Origin of the sequence: Chryseobacterium panacisoli (assembly GCF_008274625.1) — a bacterium.
GTDB classification, from domain to species: Bacteria; Bacteroidota; Bacteroidia; order Flavobacteriales; family Weeksellaceae; genus Chryseobacterium; species Chryseobacterium panacisoli.
In genome coordinates this window covers 1,626,358-1,643,375 of the sequence record NZ_VTRU01000001.1, presented here as the reverse complement: position 1 = coordinate 1,643,375, position 17,018 = coordinate 1,626,358, and the positions used below count along the sequence as shown (strand labels likewise).

The 17,018-nt window shown below is 36.2% G+C and carries 15 protein-coding genes and 1 pseudogene; 12 read left to right on the top strand and 4 right to left on the bottom strand.

The window, feature by feature from the left end:
* Positions 1–16 precede the first annotated feature (16 nt).
* A pseudogene (gene lptB / locus FW781_RS07320) lies at positions 17–742 on the top strand (LPS export ABC transporter ATP-binding protein); the annotation flags it as partial.
* Positions 743–1,166: 424 nt separating this feature from the next.
* Positions 1,167–2,975, top strand: coding sequence for an ABC transporter ATP-binding protein (locus FW781_RS07315; protein ID WP_228720153.1), 1,809 nt, complete (start codon positions 1,167–1,169; stop codon positions 2,973–2,975).
* 51 nt (positions 2,976–3,026) lie between these two features.
* On the opposite strand, the gene FW781_RS07310 is transcribed toward FW781_RS07315, so the two are convergent.
* Both FW781_RS07310 and FW781_RS07305 read right to left on the bottom strand, forming a co-directional pair.
* On the bottom strand, positions 3,027–3,491 hold the full coding sequence (locus FW781_RS07310) for a carboxymuconolactone decarboxylase family protein (protein ID WP_149386808.1): 465 nt from the start codon (positions 3,489–3,491) through the stop codon (positions 3,027–3,029).
* 184 nt (positions 3,492–3,675) lie between these two features.
* Positions 3,676–4,248 (bottom strand): Crp/Fnr family transcriptional regulator, encoded by a 573-nt coding sequence (locus tag FW781_RS07305; RefSeq protein ID WP_149386807.1) that lies wholly within the window; start codon positions 4,246–4,248, stop codon positions 3,676–3,678.
* A 95-nt stretch (positions 4,249–4,343) separates the two neighbouring features.
* On the opposite strand from FW781_RS07305, the gene FW781_RS07300 reads away from it, so the two are divergent.
* Complete coding sequence (locus FW781_RS07300) at positions 4,344–5,297, top strand: helix-turn-helix transcriptional regulator (RefSeq protein WP_149386806.1); 954 nt, start codon at positions 4,344–4,346, stop codon at positions 5,295–5,297.
* A 220-nt stretch (positions 5,298–5,517) separates the two neighbouring features.
* On the opposite strand, the gene FW781_RS07295 is transcribed toward FW781_RS07300, so the two are convergent.
* Positions 5,518–6,009 (bottom strand): DinB family protein, encoded by a 492-nt coding sequence (locus tag FW781_RS07295; RefSeq protein ID WP_149386805.1) that lies wholly within the window; start codon positions 6,007–6,009, stop codon positions 5,518–5,520.
* A 172-nt stretch (positions 6,010–6,181) separates the two neighbouring features.
* Here FW781_RS07295 and FW781_RS07290 point away from each other — a divergent pair, with 172 nt between their 5' ends.
* From FW781_RS07290 to FW781_RS07265, 6 genes are all read left to right on the top strand, one after another.
* On the top strand, positions 6,182–6,766 hold the full coding sequence (locus tag FW781_RS07290; RefSeq protein WP_149386804.1) for a hypothetical protein: 585 nt from the start codon (positions 6,182–6,184) through the stop codon (positions 6,764–6,766).
* A gap of 332 nt (positions 6,767–7,098) precedes the next feature.
* Entirely contained in the window at positions 7,099–9,519 is a 2,421-nt protein-coding gene (locus FW781_RS07285) for a TonB-dependent receptor plug domain-containing protein (protein WP_149386803.1), read from the top strand.
* 187 nt (positions 9,520–9,706) lie between these two features.
* On the top strand, positions 9,707–10,276 hold the full coding sequence (locus tag FW781_RS07280; protein WP_149386802.1) for a cob(I)yrinic acid a,c-diamide adenosyltransferase: 570 nt from the start codon (positions 9,707–9,709) through the stop codon (positions 10,274–10,276).
* The gene (locus FW781_RS07275; RefSeq protein ID WP_149386801.1) at positions 10,266–10,913 is read left to right on the top strand and encodes a thiamine diphosphokinase; all 648 of its coding nucleotides are present in this window, start codon (positions 10,266–10,268) and stop codon (positions 10,911–10,913) included. Before FW781_RS07280 ends, FW781_RS07275 begins: the two co-directional genes overlap by 11 nt.
* Before the next feature lie 92 nt (positions 10,914–11,005).
* Positions 11,006–11,881: a tyrosine-protein phosphatase gene (locus FW781_RS07270; protein ID WP_149386800.1), complete on the top strand. Its 876-nt coding sequence runs from the start codon at positions 11,006–11,008 to the stop codon at positions 11,879–11,881.
* Positions 11,882–12,003: 122 nt separating this feature from the next.
* Positions 12,004–13,398: a type III PLP-dependent enzyme domain-containing protein gene (locus tag FW781_RS07265; protein WP_047378719.1), complete on the top strand. Its 1,395-nt coding sequence runs from the start codon at positions 12,004–12,006 to the stop codon at positions 13,396–13,398.
* A gap of 113 nt (positions 13,399–13,511) precedes the next feature.
* Here FW781_RS07265 and FW781_RS07260 read toward each other — a convergent pair whose 3' ends face one another.
* A complete protein-coding gene (locus tag FW781_RS07260; protein ID WP_047387015.1) occupies positions 13,512–14,171 on the bottom strand; it encodes an HAD family hydrolase in 660 nt (219 codons plus the stop codon).
* Positions 14,172–14,356: 185 nt separating this feature from the next.
* On the opposite strand from FW781_RS07260, the gene speB reads away from it, so the two are divergent.
* The 3 genes from speB to FW781_RS07245 all read left to right on the top strand — a co-directional run bounded on the left by speB (position 14,357) and on the right by FW781_RS07245 (position 16,943).
* Positions 14,357–15,214, top strand: coding sequence for an agmatinase (gene speB / locus FW781_RS07255; protein ID WP_149386799.1), 858 nt, complete (start codon positions 14,357–14,359; stop codon positions 15,212–15,214).
* Between the two features lie 69 nt (positions 15,215–15,283).
* The gene (locus tag FW781_RS07250) at positions 15,284–16,126 is read left to right on the top strand and encodes a bifunctional helix-turn-helix domain-containing protein/methylated-DNA--[protein]-cysteine S-methyltransferase (protein ID WP_149386798.1); all 843 of its coding nucleotides are present in this window, start codon (positions 15,284–15,286) and stop codon (positions 16,124–16,126) included.
* 208 nt (positions 16,127–16,334) lie between these two features.
* Positions 16,335–16,943 carry an alpha-ketoglutarate-dependent dioxygenase AlkB family protein gene (locus FW781_RS07245; RefSeq protein WP_149387376.1) on the top strand — a complete coding sequence of 203 codons (609 nt, stop codon included), beginning with the start codon at positions 16,335–16,337 and terminating at the stop codon, positions 16,941–16,943.
* The last annotated feature ends 75 nt before the right edge of the window (positions 16,944–17,018 follow it).

Genomic DNA, 17,018 nt, shown 5'->3' with positions numbered 1-17,018 from the left:
TTGATATATTTGCCCTATGATTTTACGAGGAGAAAACTTAATCAAGGAATACGGTCCTAAAAAAGTTGTAAAAGGCGTTTCTGTACAGGTTCAACAGGGAGAAATTGTTGGTTTGCTGGGTCCGAACGGAGCAGGAAAAACCACATCGTTTTATATGATCGTAGGGTTGGTTAAGCCCACTTCAGGAAAAATTTTCCTGGATAAGCAGGAGATTACTACGGATGCCATGTACCGAAGAGCCCAAAAGGGAATCGGGTATCTGGCTCAGGAAGCTTCCGTTTTCAGAAAACTTTCCGTGGAAGAAAACATTATGGGAGTATTGCAGCTGACCAAGCTTTCAAAGCGTGAGCAGCAGATCAAATGTGATGAACTGATCGAAGAATTTTCTTTACAGCATGTCCGTAAAAACAGAGGAGATCTTCTTTCCGGAGGAGAAAGACGTAGAACCGAAATTGCACGCTGTCTTGCCACAAGCCCGAATTTTATTCTTTTGGATGAACCTTTTGCAGGGGTAGACCCGATTGCCGTTGAAGATATCCAGAAGATTGTAAGAAGCCTTGTAGATAAGAATATCGGAATTCTGATTACCGATCATAACGTACAGCAGACGTTGGCTATTACCAACAAAACCTATATTATGTTTGAAGGAAAGATCCTGAAAGAAGGACTTCCGGAAGACCTTGCGAATGATCCGCAGGTAAGAGAAGCATATTTGGGTGAGAACTTCGTGTACCAGAGTATTTTGGATAAACCTAAAAAGAAAAAATACGCTTACAATATCTGGGCAGGAAACTTTGATTCAAAAGCACAGCTGCAGGGATTTGTAGATGAAAACTTCAGACAGTTTGATGATCTGAGACTGATGTATGGTTTTGAAGATATCAGCTTTGCTTCATTAGCGAACTCTGAAATTGAACATATCTTTAATGATGTGGTAGATAAAAATGCCAACAACTCATTTGTTTTCCAGAAAAAAGAAATCAATTCTCAATACTCTTTAGAACAGGCAGAGGCGGAATCTAAAGAAGCCGGCAGAAAAGAACTGCATTACCTTACCACTTATCTATTTGAAGGATAAAATATAAAGCATTTATTTGCTGAACATGATAATAAAACGTACCTTTTTCTTTTGAAAGCGGTACGTTTTTCATTTAAAAATGATTTCTATGGCTAAACCTTTTAACAGAACCGTCACCTTGTTCGGAATTTATAAACAGCTTGTCCCCTTTATCAGACCTTACCGCCCAATGATTTACGGAACCTTGTTTCTTACTTTTCTGGGAGCTCTGGCAGCACAGGTAAACCCGATTGTTTTAAAATATACGGTGGATGAAGTTACCAAGCTAACCCATCTTCCGCATCCGATGTCAGAAGGAATTCATATTCTGATCATCATTTCAATTATTTTGCTGGGAAAAGAACTGCTGAATATTTTTATCAACTTCGGTCAGAAATTTTATGGTGAAAAAATCAGGATTAATGTGAGTTCTGTGCTGGCTCAGTCAGCTATTGATAAGATTCTTACCTATAGAGTTGCCTATTTTAATGATGAAAACCATGAGTCCGGAAAATTACAGATCAGAATAGACCGTGGTATAGAAAGCTTAACCCGACTGGTACAGAATTTTTTTATTGATATTCTGCCGCTTTTTTCCAACGCCATTATTGCATTGATCATTATGTACATGCAGAATGTGTATGTAGGACTTGTTTCAACAATCATTGTCCCGATTTATTTTTACATCAGTTCTCTGCAGGCCAAAAAGCTCGGAGGAGTACGCCGCCAGCTTAGAAATCAGAGAGAGAAAAAGACATCCGGGCTTCTGAATCTGATTAATTCCATTATGGTCATTAAAAGTTTTGTCCGTGAAAAATTTGAAGGAAAAAAACAATATGATCTTCAGATGGAACTGATGGAAAGCCAGATGATCACAAGAAGAACCAACTTTATTTATGATGGTTTAAAAACATTTATTGAGCAGTTCGGAGTGGTTTTGATCATTCTTTTGACTGTTTATCTCGTTCTGGATCAGCAAATGACTATCGGTGCGATCATGCTTCATATTATGCTTTTTAACAATGTCTCTGCACCTATCCGCCAGCTGCACAGGATTTATGATGATATGAATGATGCCATGATCTATGCTGAAGGCTACTTTGATATCCTGAATGCAGATAATGAAACCGAATCAAATGGAACCTTTGTGGAAAAAGAAATCAAAGGAACTTTTGAACTGAAAAATGTTGATTTTACTTATCCCAACGGTACAAAGGCCTTACAGAATGTTTCCATGAAAATTGAAAATGGCAAGACTACAGCTTTAGTGGGTTTGAGCGGAGCAGGAAAATCAACGGTGATTAATCTTTTGTGTAAATTTTATTTTCCGGATTCCGGAGAAATACTTCTGGATGGGGTAAATCTCAATGAATTTGACAATACTTTTCTGAGAAGCGATCTTGGGCTGGTACTTCAGAGAAATCACATCTTTCAGGGAAGTATAGAAGATAATATCCGCTATGGAGATATGAATGCAAGTTTTGAAGAAATTCAGGAAGCTGCAAAAAAAGCTTATCTGCATGAACAGATCATGGATCTTCCGGATCAATACCAACATGATGCTACTCAGCTTTCCGGGGGACAGCAGCAGAGGATTGCCATTGCCAGATTGTTTCTTAAAAATCCGCCGATTATCTTTCTGGATGAACCTACAGCAAGTCTTGATGCCATCGCCACCGAACAGATCAAGAATTCTTTGGATGCCATAAAAGAAGGAAGAACCGTGGTTATCATTTCCCATTCCCTGTCACAGATTCTGGATTCCGATATTATTTACGTGATGAAAAAAGGAAGAGTAGTAGAAAATGGAACTCACGATGAACTTTACAGTAAAGAAGGTACTTACCGTGAGATTTTTGATGCTTCAGCCCGCAGTCTGAATCTCGATAAACTGGTGAATACTTTTAAAGAAAATTAAATAAAAAAACTCAGCGGACAGGCTGAGTTTTCTTATTTTCATAACAATTGTTTAATGCGCTTTTTCAGGAACCTGATAGGTGCCTACCTCTGCTCCGAAAGCAATATTAATTCTGTTGTAGCTGTTGATGGCAATAACGGCCATTGTTAAATCCACTATTTCAGTTTCAGAATAGTAATGACTTACCTTTGCATAAATTTCATCACTCACTTCTTTACCATTTAATGCTGTTAAAGTCTCAGCCCATAGCAGTCCTGCCTTTTCTTTATCCGTATAAAACGAACATTCTCTCCAGGCACTCACCAGAAATATTCTCTGTTCTGTTTCACCCTTTGCTCTTAATTCTTTGGAATGCATATCCAGGCAAAAAGCACATCCGTTCATTTGTGAAACCCGGAAATACATCAGTTCAAGAAATGAATTGTCCAGTGATGAATTCTGTACCTGAAAACCCATGGTGTGAAGTGCATTTACAGCCTTGTTTCCGATCGCAAATGCGTTGATTCTTTGTGACATAATATTTGTTTTTTTGATTAATTATATGACAAATGTAGAACTGTATTTTCCTGATTTTTTTTACAAATGATAAATAATATGAAGAAAGAAATTCTGAAGCAGAAGGCTGGAAGTTACTATTAGGTAGATGATATATATCCGGTCTTCAATAACTTCCCTCTTTCAGCCTCCTGCTTCCATTCTTTTAATCTTTCTGTGCTCTTATTCTGCTTAAAGAAACCTGAGTAATTCCGATATAGTCTGCCAGATCTCCAAGGCTGATGCGCTGGATAAGATCAGGTCTTTGCTTCATAAAATTATGATAACGCTTTTTCCCGTCATCTTCCAGCATTTCACTGATCCTTCCCATCATATTTACAGGAGCTTTTGAATAAAGCTTACTGAAAAGTGTTTCTGCCGTGTGATATTTTTTACATAATCCTTCAATAACATCCCTGTGTACACGGAGAACTTCAGTAGGTTCCAGAGCAACGATCATGTATTTTGACGGCTGTCCGGTAAAAAAACCGCTCAGCTCAGCGAAAAAAGCGTTTTCTGCAAAAAAAGTCATGATAAAATCCTTGTCACCATTGTCAAAAAATAGCTTAACAAGTCCCTTTTCGATAAAATAAAAATATCTGCAGGTTTCATCAGCTTTTAACAGAAAATCCCCTTTTCTGTAAGTTTTGGATTCCAGATGAGAGACAAGCCCGTCTATCACTGCCTGTTCCGGTTTTAAAATTTTTTCAATAGACTGAACAAAATGAGTGTGAAGCATAAAGAAGAAGCTGTTTTGTGAAAAATAAAATTAATAAAAAAAGCAGTCCTATTTATAAGACATACCTCGAAAAAGAATTTTAGCTTTGTTATATAATGAATGATCACTATCTTAAAAAACTCGACCGGGTAACCGCTATCCTTACTCAATTACAGTCTAAACCTGTTGTTCGGGCGCAGGATCTGGCTGAAAAGTTCGATGTAAGTATCAGAACCATTTATCGTGATGTAAAAACCCTGGAAAATGCAGGTATTCCTATTGTGGGTGAAGCTGGGAACGGCTATTCTTTAATGGATGGATACAAACTTCCTCCTATTATGTTTACCAAAGAAGAGGTCTTAAGTTTCATTACCGCTGAAAAACTGATGCAGAAATTTTCCCACCAAAGTTTAGGAAACCATTATCAGGCAGCCATGGAAAAAGTACGCTCGGTATTGAGAAATTCTGATAAAAATCTGATTCAGAATATTGAAAAACAGATTGATGTTTTTAGTTTTCATACTGATTCCGGAGATTCTCTTAAAAATGTGATTCCAATTATTTTAGAAAGCATTGCAGAGAAAACCCAGCTGAATATAAGATATCAGACGGTAGATGGAAGAGTAGACAACAGAACGATTGAAACTGTCGGGATGTTTTTTGAGTTTAATTTTTGGTATATCATGGCATTCTGTACCCTGAGGAAAGATTTCAGACAATTTAGGATAGACCGGATTTTAGAGATTTCAAAAACCCAGAATCCTTTTTTACAAGAATACGGACAAGTGAATGATTACCGTAAAAGGTCAAACGGAAATAAAGTCAGAGCCAAACTTTTGGTAGACAAAAAAATAATGTCTCATCTGGTGAATTCCAAAAAATATTATGGACTGACAGAAGAAGTAGAAACTGAGCAGGGGATGGAACTCACTTTTGAAACAGAATGGATCAATGACGGATTTCCCCGCTGGCTCATCACTTTTGCCGACTATGCCACCGTTCTGGAACCAGAGAGCCTTCGCACCAGACTGAATGAGCTGCTTGTAAAAATGACAGAAAGACATCAATAAAACCCCAACAGAGTAATTGTTGAGGTTTAAAGACTTAATTGAGGCAAATAAATGAAATGGTTAATAAGCCAAGGGCAAAATCGCAAAAAGCTGAATTTGTTTTGTCGCAAAAAATAATATAAGTTATTGAGATGGAATGAAATCACTAATTAAATGACATTGCAGATGTATTTTCAGGATTTCCGCCTTTTTGCAATTTTACCTCTTCACTTTTATAAAATTAAAATCTTTCCCAAAAGAAAGGCGGCTCTATTCCCAAAGCTCTCAGATAAACATATCCCTGTCCACGATGGTGAACCTCGTTGTCTACAAAATAAAGGATATTCTGATATACCGGGAACTCATATTCTCCGAATAAATTGAAAGTTTCCTGAAAACGCTCTTCAGAAATCATATTAAAATAATGGTTGATTACTTCTGTTTCTTCATCCCACTTCTTTAAAAGTTCTTCTTTGGTTTTCGGATTGAATGCTTCTTCACTGTATGCTTCCATATTTCCTTCTACAATGCCTTTTAAAGCAGGTCCGCCAATGCTGATCATTTCTACGGCCAGTTTTGCAAACGGTCTCATCCCGCCTACAGAAAATTCAAATAATTCTTTTTCAGGAAAAGATTCAATAACTCTTCTCGTTAGATTTCTGTGTCCCTGCCAGTCGTTTAATAGCTGTTCAGAAGTCATGAATTGTTTAGTGGCTGTTGCTGTAGTTGTCATAATGTTTTGTTTTTGTTTGTTGTTGATACAAAGGTAATACAGGGTAATGACAACAGTTTGTCAGTAGTATTTTTGATATTGAAAAAATATTTTTTTCTTTGCTAAAATATCCTGCCCTACTTTTCCGTTAGAAGGAAGGATATTAATAACAAAAATCGCTATTATTAGAATTATGAAGAAGTATATTTTGCCTGTTGTCACCGCATTTTTATTAGTATCATGCAATAAGATTGAGGAAAAAATAGACCAGACTGTTCAGAAAACGACAGAAACTGTGCAGCAGAAGACCCAGCAGGTTGTAGAAGAAACAGTGAAGAAAACGGTCAATGAATCTATAAATTCTTTAACCAATTCCGAAGATGTTAAGTTCAATACTGTTTTTCCTGGTACAGGAGCTTCCATAGTTTCTGAAGAAAAAGGGAAAAAAATTAAAATCCCGGGAAGATCTGAAGGCTACATTTTTAAATACAAAGCAGATATTGCAGTAGTGCTCCCGTTCCTGGAAGGTCAGCCTACTTCTGATGAAAGCAAATCTGATAAAACTGCCCGTAAGATTGATGGGCAAAACATCATTGATAAAATAAGTCTTTTATCAAAATTCCTTCCTGACAATACTTTTGATACAAGTATTCTGGAAGATATAAAATCCGATAAAAACATTCAGTATTATAAATTGAAAAGGTTTCCCAACAGTAGTACAATTATCTACAACCCAAAAAATCAGACCATCATACAATACGTAGAGGTAAATAAATAATTTGGATATGGCCGGTTTCCCGGCCATTTTTTATTCCCACTCATTGAGAGCCATAGGCGAAGCAATCTCAAACTACGAAAACTACTTATCGTAAAGAATGAAATCATATCTATTTCCTAGTGTAAGTTAATCGCTTTTTCATACATAATTTGGAAATTATTACTACGTTTCTTTTTGTATTATTAATAAATTACTTGATGTTTGTAAAATTTATTAATATTTTATAATCAATACTATTTTTCGATTTATGAAGTATTATTTATATCATATGATTTATTTTCGTGATTAATATTAATATTTTTACTAGATTTATTGAATAATTGTCAATTAATATGAAAAAAGAATTATTTAATAAGAAAATCTGTGCACTGGTATTAAGCGGAGCTGGTGCTATGGGATATGCTCAGGACAGCATAAAACAAAATAAAATAGATGAAGTGGTGGTTACCACGGGTAGAACCAAGCCTAGAACCATCATTACCTCTGCAATTCCTATTGACAATATTTCGGCAGTACAGTTAAAATCCACAGGGCAGGTTACTTTTGATAAAGCTTTGACGTATGCTGTACCCTCTTTTAATTCATCACAGCAAACTGTTTCTGATGCAACGGCTCACTTTGATCCTGCAGATTTAAGAGGATTAGGACCTTCCAGAACATTGGTTTTGGTGAATGGTAAAAGAAAAAACCAAAGTGCTTTAATTTATGTAAATGATACGCCGGGAAAAGGTGAGGTAGGTACAGATCTGAAAAGTATTCCTTCAGCAGCCTTACAAAATGTAGAAGTATTGAGGGATGGAGCATCTGCACAATATGGCTCTGATGCTATTGCAGGAGTTATTAATATAATTCTTAAGAACAGTGTGGGAAAAAGCACAGTCAATCTTTTTTCAGGTATTACTTCAGAAGGAGACGGTTTTAATATCGGAGCAGATTTTAATACGGGAATCAGAGTTGCAAAAAATGGAAGTTTGAACATTACATTGGGATATTCATCCCAAAATAAAACGAACCGTGCAGGGTCTGTTACAAAAGATGAACTTTTTGGTGTGGATAATGCTTGGACGCAAGCTAATCCTGGTCTGGGAATGATTATAGGGCAGCCGGAAACAAAAGTGGGCAATATGTTTGTCAATTTTGAGTTGCCAACAGGTGAAACAGGCAAATTTTATGCTTTTGGGGGTACAACTTACAGAAGTGGGACCAGTTTTGCTTTGTACAGAACTCCCTATTGGGTAACTTCAGATTTTGGTCTATTAACTCCACAAGGACAACCTTACAATGGATTTCAGCCGCAATTTAAAACAGATGTTTACGATTATAATTTAACCTCCGGGTGGAAAGGCATGTTTGGAAAATGGAATTTTGATGGGAGTGCAACCTTTGGCTCTAATGCCGTAGATTATGCTGTAGCAAATACCATTAATACATCTTTGGGAGCCAATTCACCAACCCGTTTTAAAGCAGGTGGCCATCAGTTTAGTAATATTATAGGAAACATAGATCTCAGCCGGGATTTTGGTGCGGTTGTTTTAGGAGCCGGCGTTGAAGTGCGCAATGAAAACTATCAGGCGAAGGCCGGTGAGGAAGCATCATATATAGGAAGTGGTGCAGAATCATTTCCAGGACTGCAGCCTCAAAATGAAGTCAATAAAAACCGTCAGAATATCGGAGCTTATCTGAATGCTGAATGGGATATTACGAAAAACCTATTGATTGGAGGAACTGTGAGATATGAAAACTTCAGCGATTTTGGAAATAATGTTTCCTGGAAAGGAAATGCAAGATATAAGTTGTTGGATGATAAATTGGTGTTCCGAGGGTCTGTTTCTACAGGATTTCGGGCACCTTCATTACACCAGATTTATTATTCCAATGTTCAAACCAAAATTACCGGGAATACTGTAGCTAACCAGGGTACTTTTAATAATGACTCTCAAATTGTAAGATCTGATCTTGGTGTAGCCAAATTAAATGCTGAAAAAGCTTTTAACATTACTGGGGGATTTGCCGTAAAACCGTTTAAAAACCTTACTATTACAGCAGATTATTACAGAATAAAAATTAAAGACCGGGTACTTTTCTCAGGAGATATTGGTTACAAAACCGGTGCTCCGGGGAGTCCGGATATAACAAACCCAGTGGAGATAATATTAGACAATAATAAGATAACCTCCTTGAAGTTTTTCACCAATGCTGTAAATACAGTTACTGAAGGGGTAGATTTCGTAGCTAATTATTATACTTCTGCTATAGGCAAAGGAAGATTGGGGATTATTGCGGCTTTCAATTATAACGAAACTAAAATAGTGGATAATATTGCCGTTCCCTCTATTTTGGCTGAAAACGGTTACTCAGAAAACTTTTTTGATAGAAAAGAGCAATCCAGAATTATATCTGCAAGACCAAAAACAAAAACAATTCTTAGTCTTTCGTACGATATTTCAAAGTTTAATTTTAACCTTAATAATACTTACTTTGGTGCTGTTACATGGCAGCACGCAACTGATCCTGCCAAAGATCAGACTTTTTCCGGCAAGATAGTTACAGACATAGTTTTGACATATAAAATAACAAAAGACCTTAAAGTTTCCGGAGTCGTAAATAATTTATTTAATATTTATCCGGATGTAATAGACAGTAAAGGAGATATAGTAACAGATCTTGGAGGAAGGTTCAAATATCCTTGGGAGGTGAATCAGTTTGGATTTAACGGAACAATTTTTCAGCTAAATGTTAATTATACTTTTTAATCTATAGATAAGGGAATTGGTACTGTTATGCTTAACAAAGGCGAAGCAATCTAAAAAAATATAAAACCCACATAAACAATTAGCTGACATTATGAATGAATGTCAGCTAATTATTTTTTCACGCAAAATAGGAAGTTATTACTGTATTTTGCTTTTTACATTCTACAAAAAAGGGTATTTTAGTACTATGAAAATTTATACGAAAACAGGAGATAAAGGTCAGACAGCATTATATGGCGGGACAAGAGTTTCTAAAGCCAGTGCCAGAGTAGACAGTTATGGAAATATAGATGAGCTGAATTCATTCATCGGGATTGCAAAAAGTCATATCGAAGATGAAGAAGTTTTGAGACAGCTGAAGAAAATACAGTTTGATTTGTTTACCGTTGGTTCCGAGGCTGCAACACCAGCGGATAAACTGATGCTGGCCAACGGAAAATCACGTCTTCCTATCATTATTTCAGAAACAGAAATTGAAGAACTGGAACAATGGATGGATGCTTTTGAAGATAAACTGGAACCGCTTCAGTATTTTATCCTTCCAGGGGGTGGGAAATCTGCAACTTTTTTACACGCTGCAAGAACCATCTGCAGAAGAGCAGAGCGTTCATTGGTGTTTTTGAATGAATCTGAAGAAGTGCGTCCGGAATTGATTAAATATTTAAACAGACTTTCAGATTATCTTTTTGTGTTGGCAAGGTATATTTCAAAACTGAACAACGAACCGGAAGAATACTGGAATCCGAATGAGAGATAAAGCATTACTTTTCATCAACGGAGATGCACCAAAATTGCTGCCCAATTCTGAAAATTATGGTTTGATAGCTTGTACAGACGGTGCATTCCATTATTTAAAAAGAATGAGGTTTCCTTTGGATAAGCTGGATTTTATATCGGGGGATTTTGATTCACATTCCGGATCAGATGAAGATATGTATCAGGAAAAATTTATCCTTACATTGGATCAGGATAAAACAGATTTTCACAAAGCTTTAGAAATCATTCTGGAAAAAGGCTTTTCGGAGATTGATGTTTTCGGAGGAAGTGGAGGTGAACAGGATCATTTTTTGGGAAATATTACCGTTGCCTATGCATTTAAAGATCGGATGAAGATTAAATTTTATGATGAGTTTTCAGAATATTACTTTATTCCAAATCTTTTTAAATTGGAAGGAGCGAAAAACAGAATGATTTCTCTCTATCCATTTCCATCAGCGAATAATATTACAACGAAAGGACTCAACTGGCCTTTGACCAATGATACTCTCAGTATTACTTCAAGAATTGGAACCCGAAACTTTGCCGTTGAAGATGAGGTTTCTGTAGAATATGAGTCAGGTGATGTTCTGTTATTTGTAGGAATCAGCGAAATAGAATATCCTACAATCTATTAAAGAGTCAATTATCAATAGAAACGGGTTTAAACCCGTTTAGATAAATAAACAAAGTCCATTGGCTTTAGCCAAAACATATTATAAAAAGGCTATTGAATAAATTAATCAAAATATCAGTTTTCACCATTTCATTATGCAGTATTTTCTCATGCGGAACGCAGCATTTTGAAACACCAGAGTATGGAAAAAATGAGACTGAAAAAGTGATTCATATAAAGAAAGTAACGAACTTCCGGACCGTAGGAAATATTAGAAATACCGAAGGAAGAACCCTGAAAGAAGGGAAACTGTACCGGAGCGCCCATCTTCATAAGCTTAAAAAGAAATCTTTTGACGATCTTGAAAAACTGGGAATTAAAGAGATAATTGACCTTAGAAATTCAAAGGAAATTGCCCAGAAACCGGATCAGCTTCCCGCGACACTAACCTACAAAAAATATTCAGCGTTTGAAGATGAAGGAGATCAGCTGGCTCAGGCAAAAAAACTGGTTCTGAAAGGTAAAGTGAATGCTTCTGATGCAGATAAAAGAATGATAGATTTTTATCGCGAATACGTTACGGAAAATCCCGAGATCATAAAGAAAATCATTACTGAAATTCTGGAATCTGAAGATCCGGTTTTGTACCACTGTACTGCAGGGAAAGACAGAACGGGGATTACCACAGCACTCATCTTAACGATTCTGAAGTTCGATAAAGAGACCATTTATAATGAATATCTTCTATCCAACAACTACAGAAAACATATGGTTGAGAAAAGACTTCGTCTTGCCAATCACTTACATTTCATCTATCCGAAGATGGATTTGCAGGTGCTGGAAAAACTGAGCTGGGTAGAAAAAAGATACCTTGATGCCGCTTTTGGAGAGATTGACAAAAAGTATGGCTCCACAGATACCTATATTCAGCAGGTATTAGGGATTTCAGATATCAAGAGAACAGAGTATATTCAAAAGTTTACCTATTGATTATCAGAGATAAATTTTTGCAGGATATGATATTGGGTCTTTATTTAAAATTATAATAATTTTAACACCCGAAAATCAAACTTTTTTAGCAATTTTGCATTTCTTAATTCACTTGTTTAGAAATGAAAATAAAGTACTCGGAACTTATTGATCAGACATTATATTTTCCTACGGAGGAATTTAATGTATCTGAGAACAATTTGTTGTTTCACGACGTTCCATTGATGGATGTAGTTGAACAATTTGGCACTCCGCTAAAGATTAGCTATCTGCCGAGAATTTCTCAAAATATTCAGAAGGCCAAAAGCTGGTTTAAAGAAGCTTTTGAAAAAACCGGATATAAAAAGAATTATACCTACTGCTATTGCACAAAATCCAGTCATTTCAATTTCGTATTGGAAGAAGCGTTGAAGAATGATATTTCGATAGAAACATCTTCTGCTTATGATATGGATATTGTAAAATCTCTTTACGAAAAAGGAAAAGTAGATAAAAACATTGAAGTAATCTGTAATGGTTTCAAAACTGATGATTATCTGACAAATATTTCAGACATGATCAATAATGGTTTTGAAAATATTACTCCGATTCTTGATAATTACAGAGAATTGGATAAACTTACGGAAAGCATCGATTCTACTTTTAATATCGGGATCAGAATTGCATCGGAGGAAGAACCGAAGTTCGAGTTCTATACCTCAAGATTAGGAATCGGATATAAAGATATTATTCCTTATTACAGCCAGAAGATTGCCGAACACCCGAATGCAAGATTGAAAATGCTTCACTTTTTCATCAATACCGGGATCAAAGATACTTCTTACTACTGGAATGAATTGTATAAATGTCTTCGTGTATATGCACGTCTGAAAAAAATCGCTCCGGAAGTCAATTCATTGAATATCGGAGGTGGTTTCCCTATCAAAACTTCTTTGAACTTTGATTATGACTATCAGTATATGGTAGAAGAAATCGTTTCTCAGATCAAAAAATTCTGTGAAGAAGAAGGTGTGGAAGAACCTAATATTTATACCGAATTTGGAAGCTTTACAGTAGGGGAAAGCGGTGCGAATCTCTATAAGATTATTTCTCAGAAACGTCAGAATGACAGGGAAAAATGGAATATGATTGACTCTTCTTTCATGACCACTCTTCCTGATACATGGGCGATTTCAAGACACTTTATCATGCTTCCGCTAAACCGTTGGGAGGATTCTTATGAAAGGGTATTCTTAGGGGGGTTGACGTGTGATTCAGATGATTATTATAACTCTGAGCAGCATACCAATGCTATTTATTTACCGGTTTTCAGTGATACTAAGCCATTGTATATAGGATTCTTCCATACAGGAGCTTACCAGGAAACGATTGGAGGATATGGTGGAGTACACCACTGTCTGATGCCTCAGCCGAGACACGTCCTGATTCAAAAAGATGAAAACGGTGAATTGCAATATGAAATTTTCCGTGAAAAACAGGAGCCGGAAGATATCCTGAAAATTCTTGGTTATAAATAATTTTATGATCAATAGGAATGGGCTTTAGCCCATTCACAATCAATAGAAAAAGCAATTGGCTTTAGCCAAAACTTATAACAAATAAAAGCTCTCAGATCCTGAGAGCTTTTTATTTAGAAATACGTTGAGATTTTATCAAGTTCGAGTTCCTCATAATCAGTAACTACAGTATCTGCCAATGTATAATCCTGATTTTTAGAATGAGGACTTCTGTATGCCGCACAGAAAATTTTAGCCCTGTGAGCAGCAAGAATTCCGTTGGTGGAATCTTCAATCACCATACAGTTTTCAACAGGTTCGCCTGCCATTTCTGCAGCCAGTAAAAAAACTTCAGGATGAGGTTTTGATTCTTTTAAATCGGCACCGCTGATCTTTCCGCTGAAATATTTTTCCAATCCGAATTTTTCAAAAACCATATTAATCGTTACCATGGTAGCTGAAGAAGCCAGTATCAATTTTATTCCATTTTCATGGTAATGTTCAATCAGTTTTCTTACCCCGGGAATTAAATCAAATTCATCATCATTATAAAAATAATCTTTGAAATGAGATCTTTTGATTCCAGCAATGGATTCATAAGTCTGATTTAAATTAAATTCATTGATCAGTGTTTCAGAGACTCTTTTGGTTGATGCTCCGGTAAAAGAGGTATATAACTCTTCGGAAACCGCAATTTCCAATTCATCAAACGTTTTGAAATAAGCTTTTCTATGTAATGGTTCTGTATCTACAATCACTCCATCCATATCGAAAAGAACAGCTTTTAAAGACATATTAAAAGTTTTGTGCAAAAATAACTTTAAAATTTAAACATTGAAAGATTTAAAAATTTAAAAATAGACAGGAAGGTTAAAAATTCATAACAAACCGTTCATTATTTATAACTCAGGTACTATTTTGTATCTTTGTGGAATCATTTAATTTTTCAATCATTTAATTTTTTAATTAATAATTATATATGAAAACATACGCAGGAATTCCCGAGGAAAACGCAACGCTAGAGAATTCGAAAGTAATGTTGGTAACTGTTCCTTATGATGGAACTTCAACATGGGGAAAAGGAGCTGATAAAGGCCCTGAATTATTCTTAGATGCTTCTGAAAACATGGAGCTTTATGATATTGAAACCCAAACAGAACCATATCTTCAGGGAGTGTATCTGGCAGGAGAAGTTTCTGAAAATTCCAGTCCGGAAGCAATGACCGAAGCTGTTTACCAGAAAACAAAAGAACTTTTGAACAATGATGGTAAGTTATTTACTCTTTTTGGCGGGGAGCACTCTGTTTCTATCGGTTCTATCCGTGCAGTAGGAGAGAAATATGAAAACCTTACCGTTCTTCAGTTTGATGCTCATACAGATTTACGTCCTGAGTTCCATGGTTCTACTTCTAACCATGCTTGTGCTGTTTTTGAAGCCAATCAGAAGCATAACTTAGTACAGGTGGGAATCCGTTCTATGGATGTTGAAGAAGTTGAATATTTACCTGAAGGAAGAGTATTCTTTGCTCACGAAATCGCGAACAACGAAAACTGGATCAATGATGTATTGGAACAAGTATCAGGAAACGTTTATATCACTATTGATTTAGATGCTTTTGACCCTTCCATTGCTCCTTCTACAGGAACCCCTGAACCAGGTGGACTGCAATGGTACCCAACATTAGAATTATTGAGAAAAGTATTTGAAAAATGTAACGTAGTGGCATTTGATATTGTAGAATTAATGGATTCTCCAATGGCTAAGCCAACCGCATTCTTATCGGCGAAGTTATATTACAAAATGCTTGCTTATTACGATATTTATAACAACAACTAATATTCCGCAAGAATCGGATTTTTTCTGCCGTATATTCTTTGGAAATTTGTGAGGTAAAATAATAATACAATGTCCACACAAAGTCAGATAGATTATAACAGAATTGCTAAGGCGATAGAATATATCCAGAGCAATTTCAGGCTTCAGCCAAGTTTGGAGGAAGTGGCAGAGAATATTCACTTAAGTCCCGCTCATTTTCAGAAGATCTTTACAGATTGGGCAGGAACAAGTCCGAAAAAGTTTTTGCAGTTCATCAGTCTTGAACATGCCAAGAACTTATTAAAGGAAGAAAGAGCAAGTTTGTTTGATGCTGCATATGAGACAGGTTTTTCAAGCACAAGCAGGCTTCATGATCTGTTTGTAAAGATTGAAGGAATGTCTCCGGCAGAATATAAAAACGGAGGAAAAAGCCTTACTATTCATTACAGTTTTTCCGAAAGTCCTTTCGGGAATCTGTTAGTAGCTTCTACAGAAAAAGGAATCTGCTATATGGCTTTTGAAGACGATAAAGAAACAGCATTAGGGGAGCTGAAACAAAAGTTCCCCAATGCTTCTTTTACAGAACAGCAAGATATTCTTCAAAAGAACGCATTGTCCATATTTGATAAAGACTGGACAAAACTCAATACTATAAAACTACACTTAAAAGGAACCGATTTTCAGCTGAAAGTATGGGAAAGCCTGTTGACAATTCCAATGGGAAAACTGTCGACTTATGGCAGCCTGGCTGAAAAAATAGGAAACCCAAAAGCATCCAGAGCGGTAGGAACGGCTATTGGCAGTAATCCTGTTGCATTTCTTATTCCGTGTCACCGTGTTATTCAGTCTACAGGTCATCTTGGCGGTTACCGCTGGGGAAGTGACAGAAAACAACTGATCGTGGGTTGGGAAGGCTCACAGATTTATTCCTGAAATAGTATCTATTGATAGTTTTTTGGCTAAAGCCATTGGATTTTATATTCCTGATTAAACGGACTAAAGTCCGTTCCTATTGATACAGAATCTATAGTGTCATTTGTGGAAAATATTTGAGCCATTTGTGTTTAGCTATAAAAAATCATAAATACATTTTACATTGCACTTTTTACAGAACAAAAGCATTTAAATTAAAAAAACTATGATGAGCCTCTTTGAAGAAATATCAGATTATCCCTTAAACATAGTTCCACATGACGGAACCGTCCATTATTACGGAAAAGTTTTCTCAAAAGAACAATCGGATTTTTATTATGATTATCTCCTCAATCAGATTCCATGGGAAAACGATGAGGCAGTCATCTTCGGTAAATTGATTCTGACTAAAAGAAAGGTGGCTTGGTTTGGAGAAAAAGCTTTTGAATATACCTATTCTAAACGGACAAAATATGCAAAATTCTGGACTCCGGAATTATTGGAACTGAAGAAAAAATGTGAGGAAGTTTCAGGAGAAATCTACAATTCTTGCCTGCTCAATTTATATCATGACGGAAGCGAGGGAATGGCTTATCACAGCGATGGAGAAACAGACCTGAAGAAACATGGTGCCATTGCTTCTCTGACTTTTGGAGCAGAAAGGAAATTTTTGTTTAAGCATAAAAAGACCAAAGAAAAGGCAGAAATATTCCTGGAAAACGGAAGTCTGCTCATTATGAAAGGAACTACTCAGGATAATTGGCTCCACAGGCTTCCCCCCACAACAAAAGTGAAAACTCCCAGAGTTAACCTGACCTTCAGAACAATTGAAGAATAAATTATTGCATTGACTTGTATCAATAGGAGTGGGCTTCAGCCAACTTGAACAGAAAGAACATCTTCATCCGGCTTT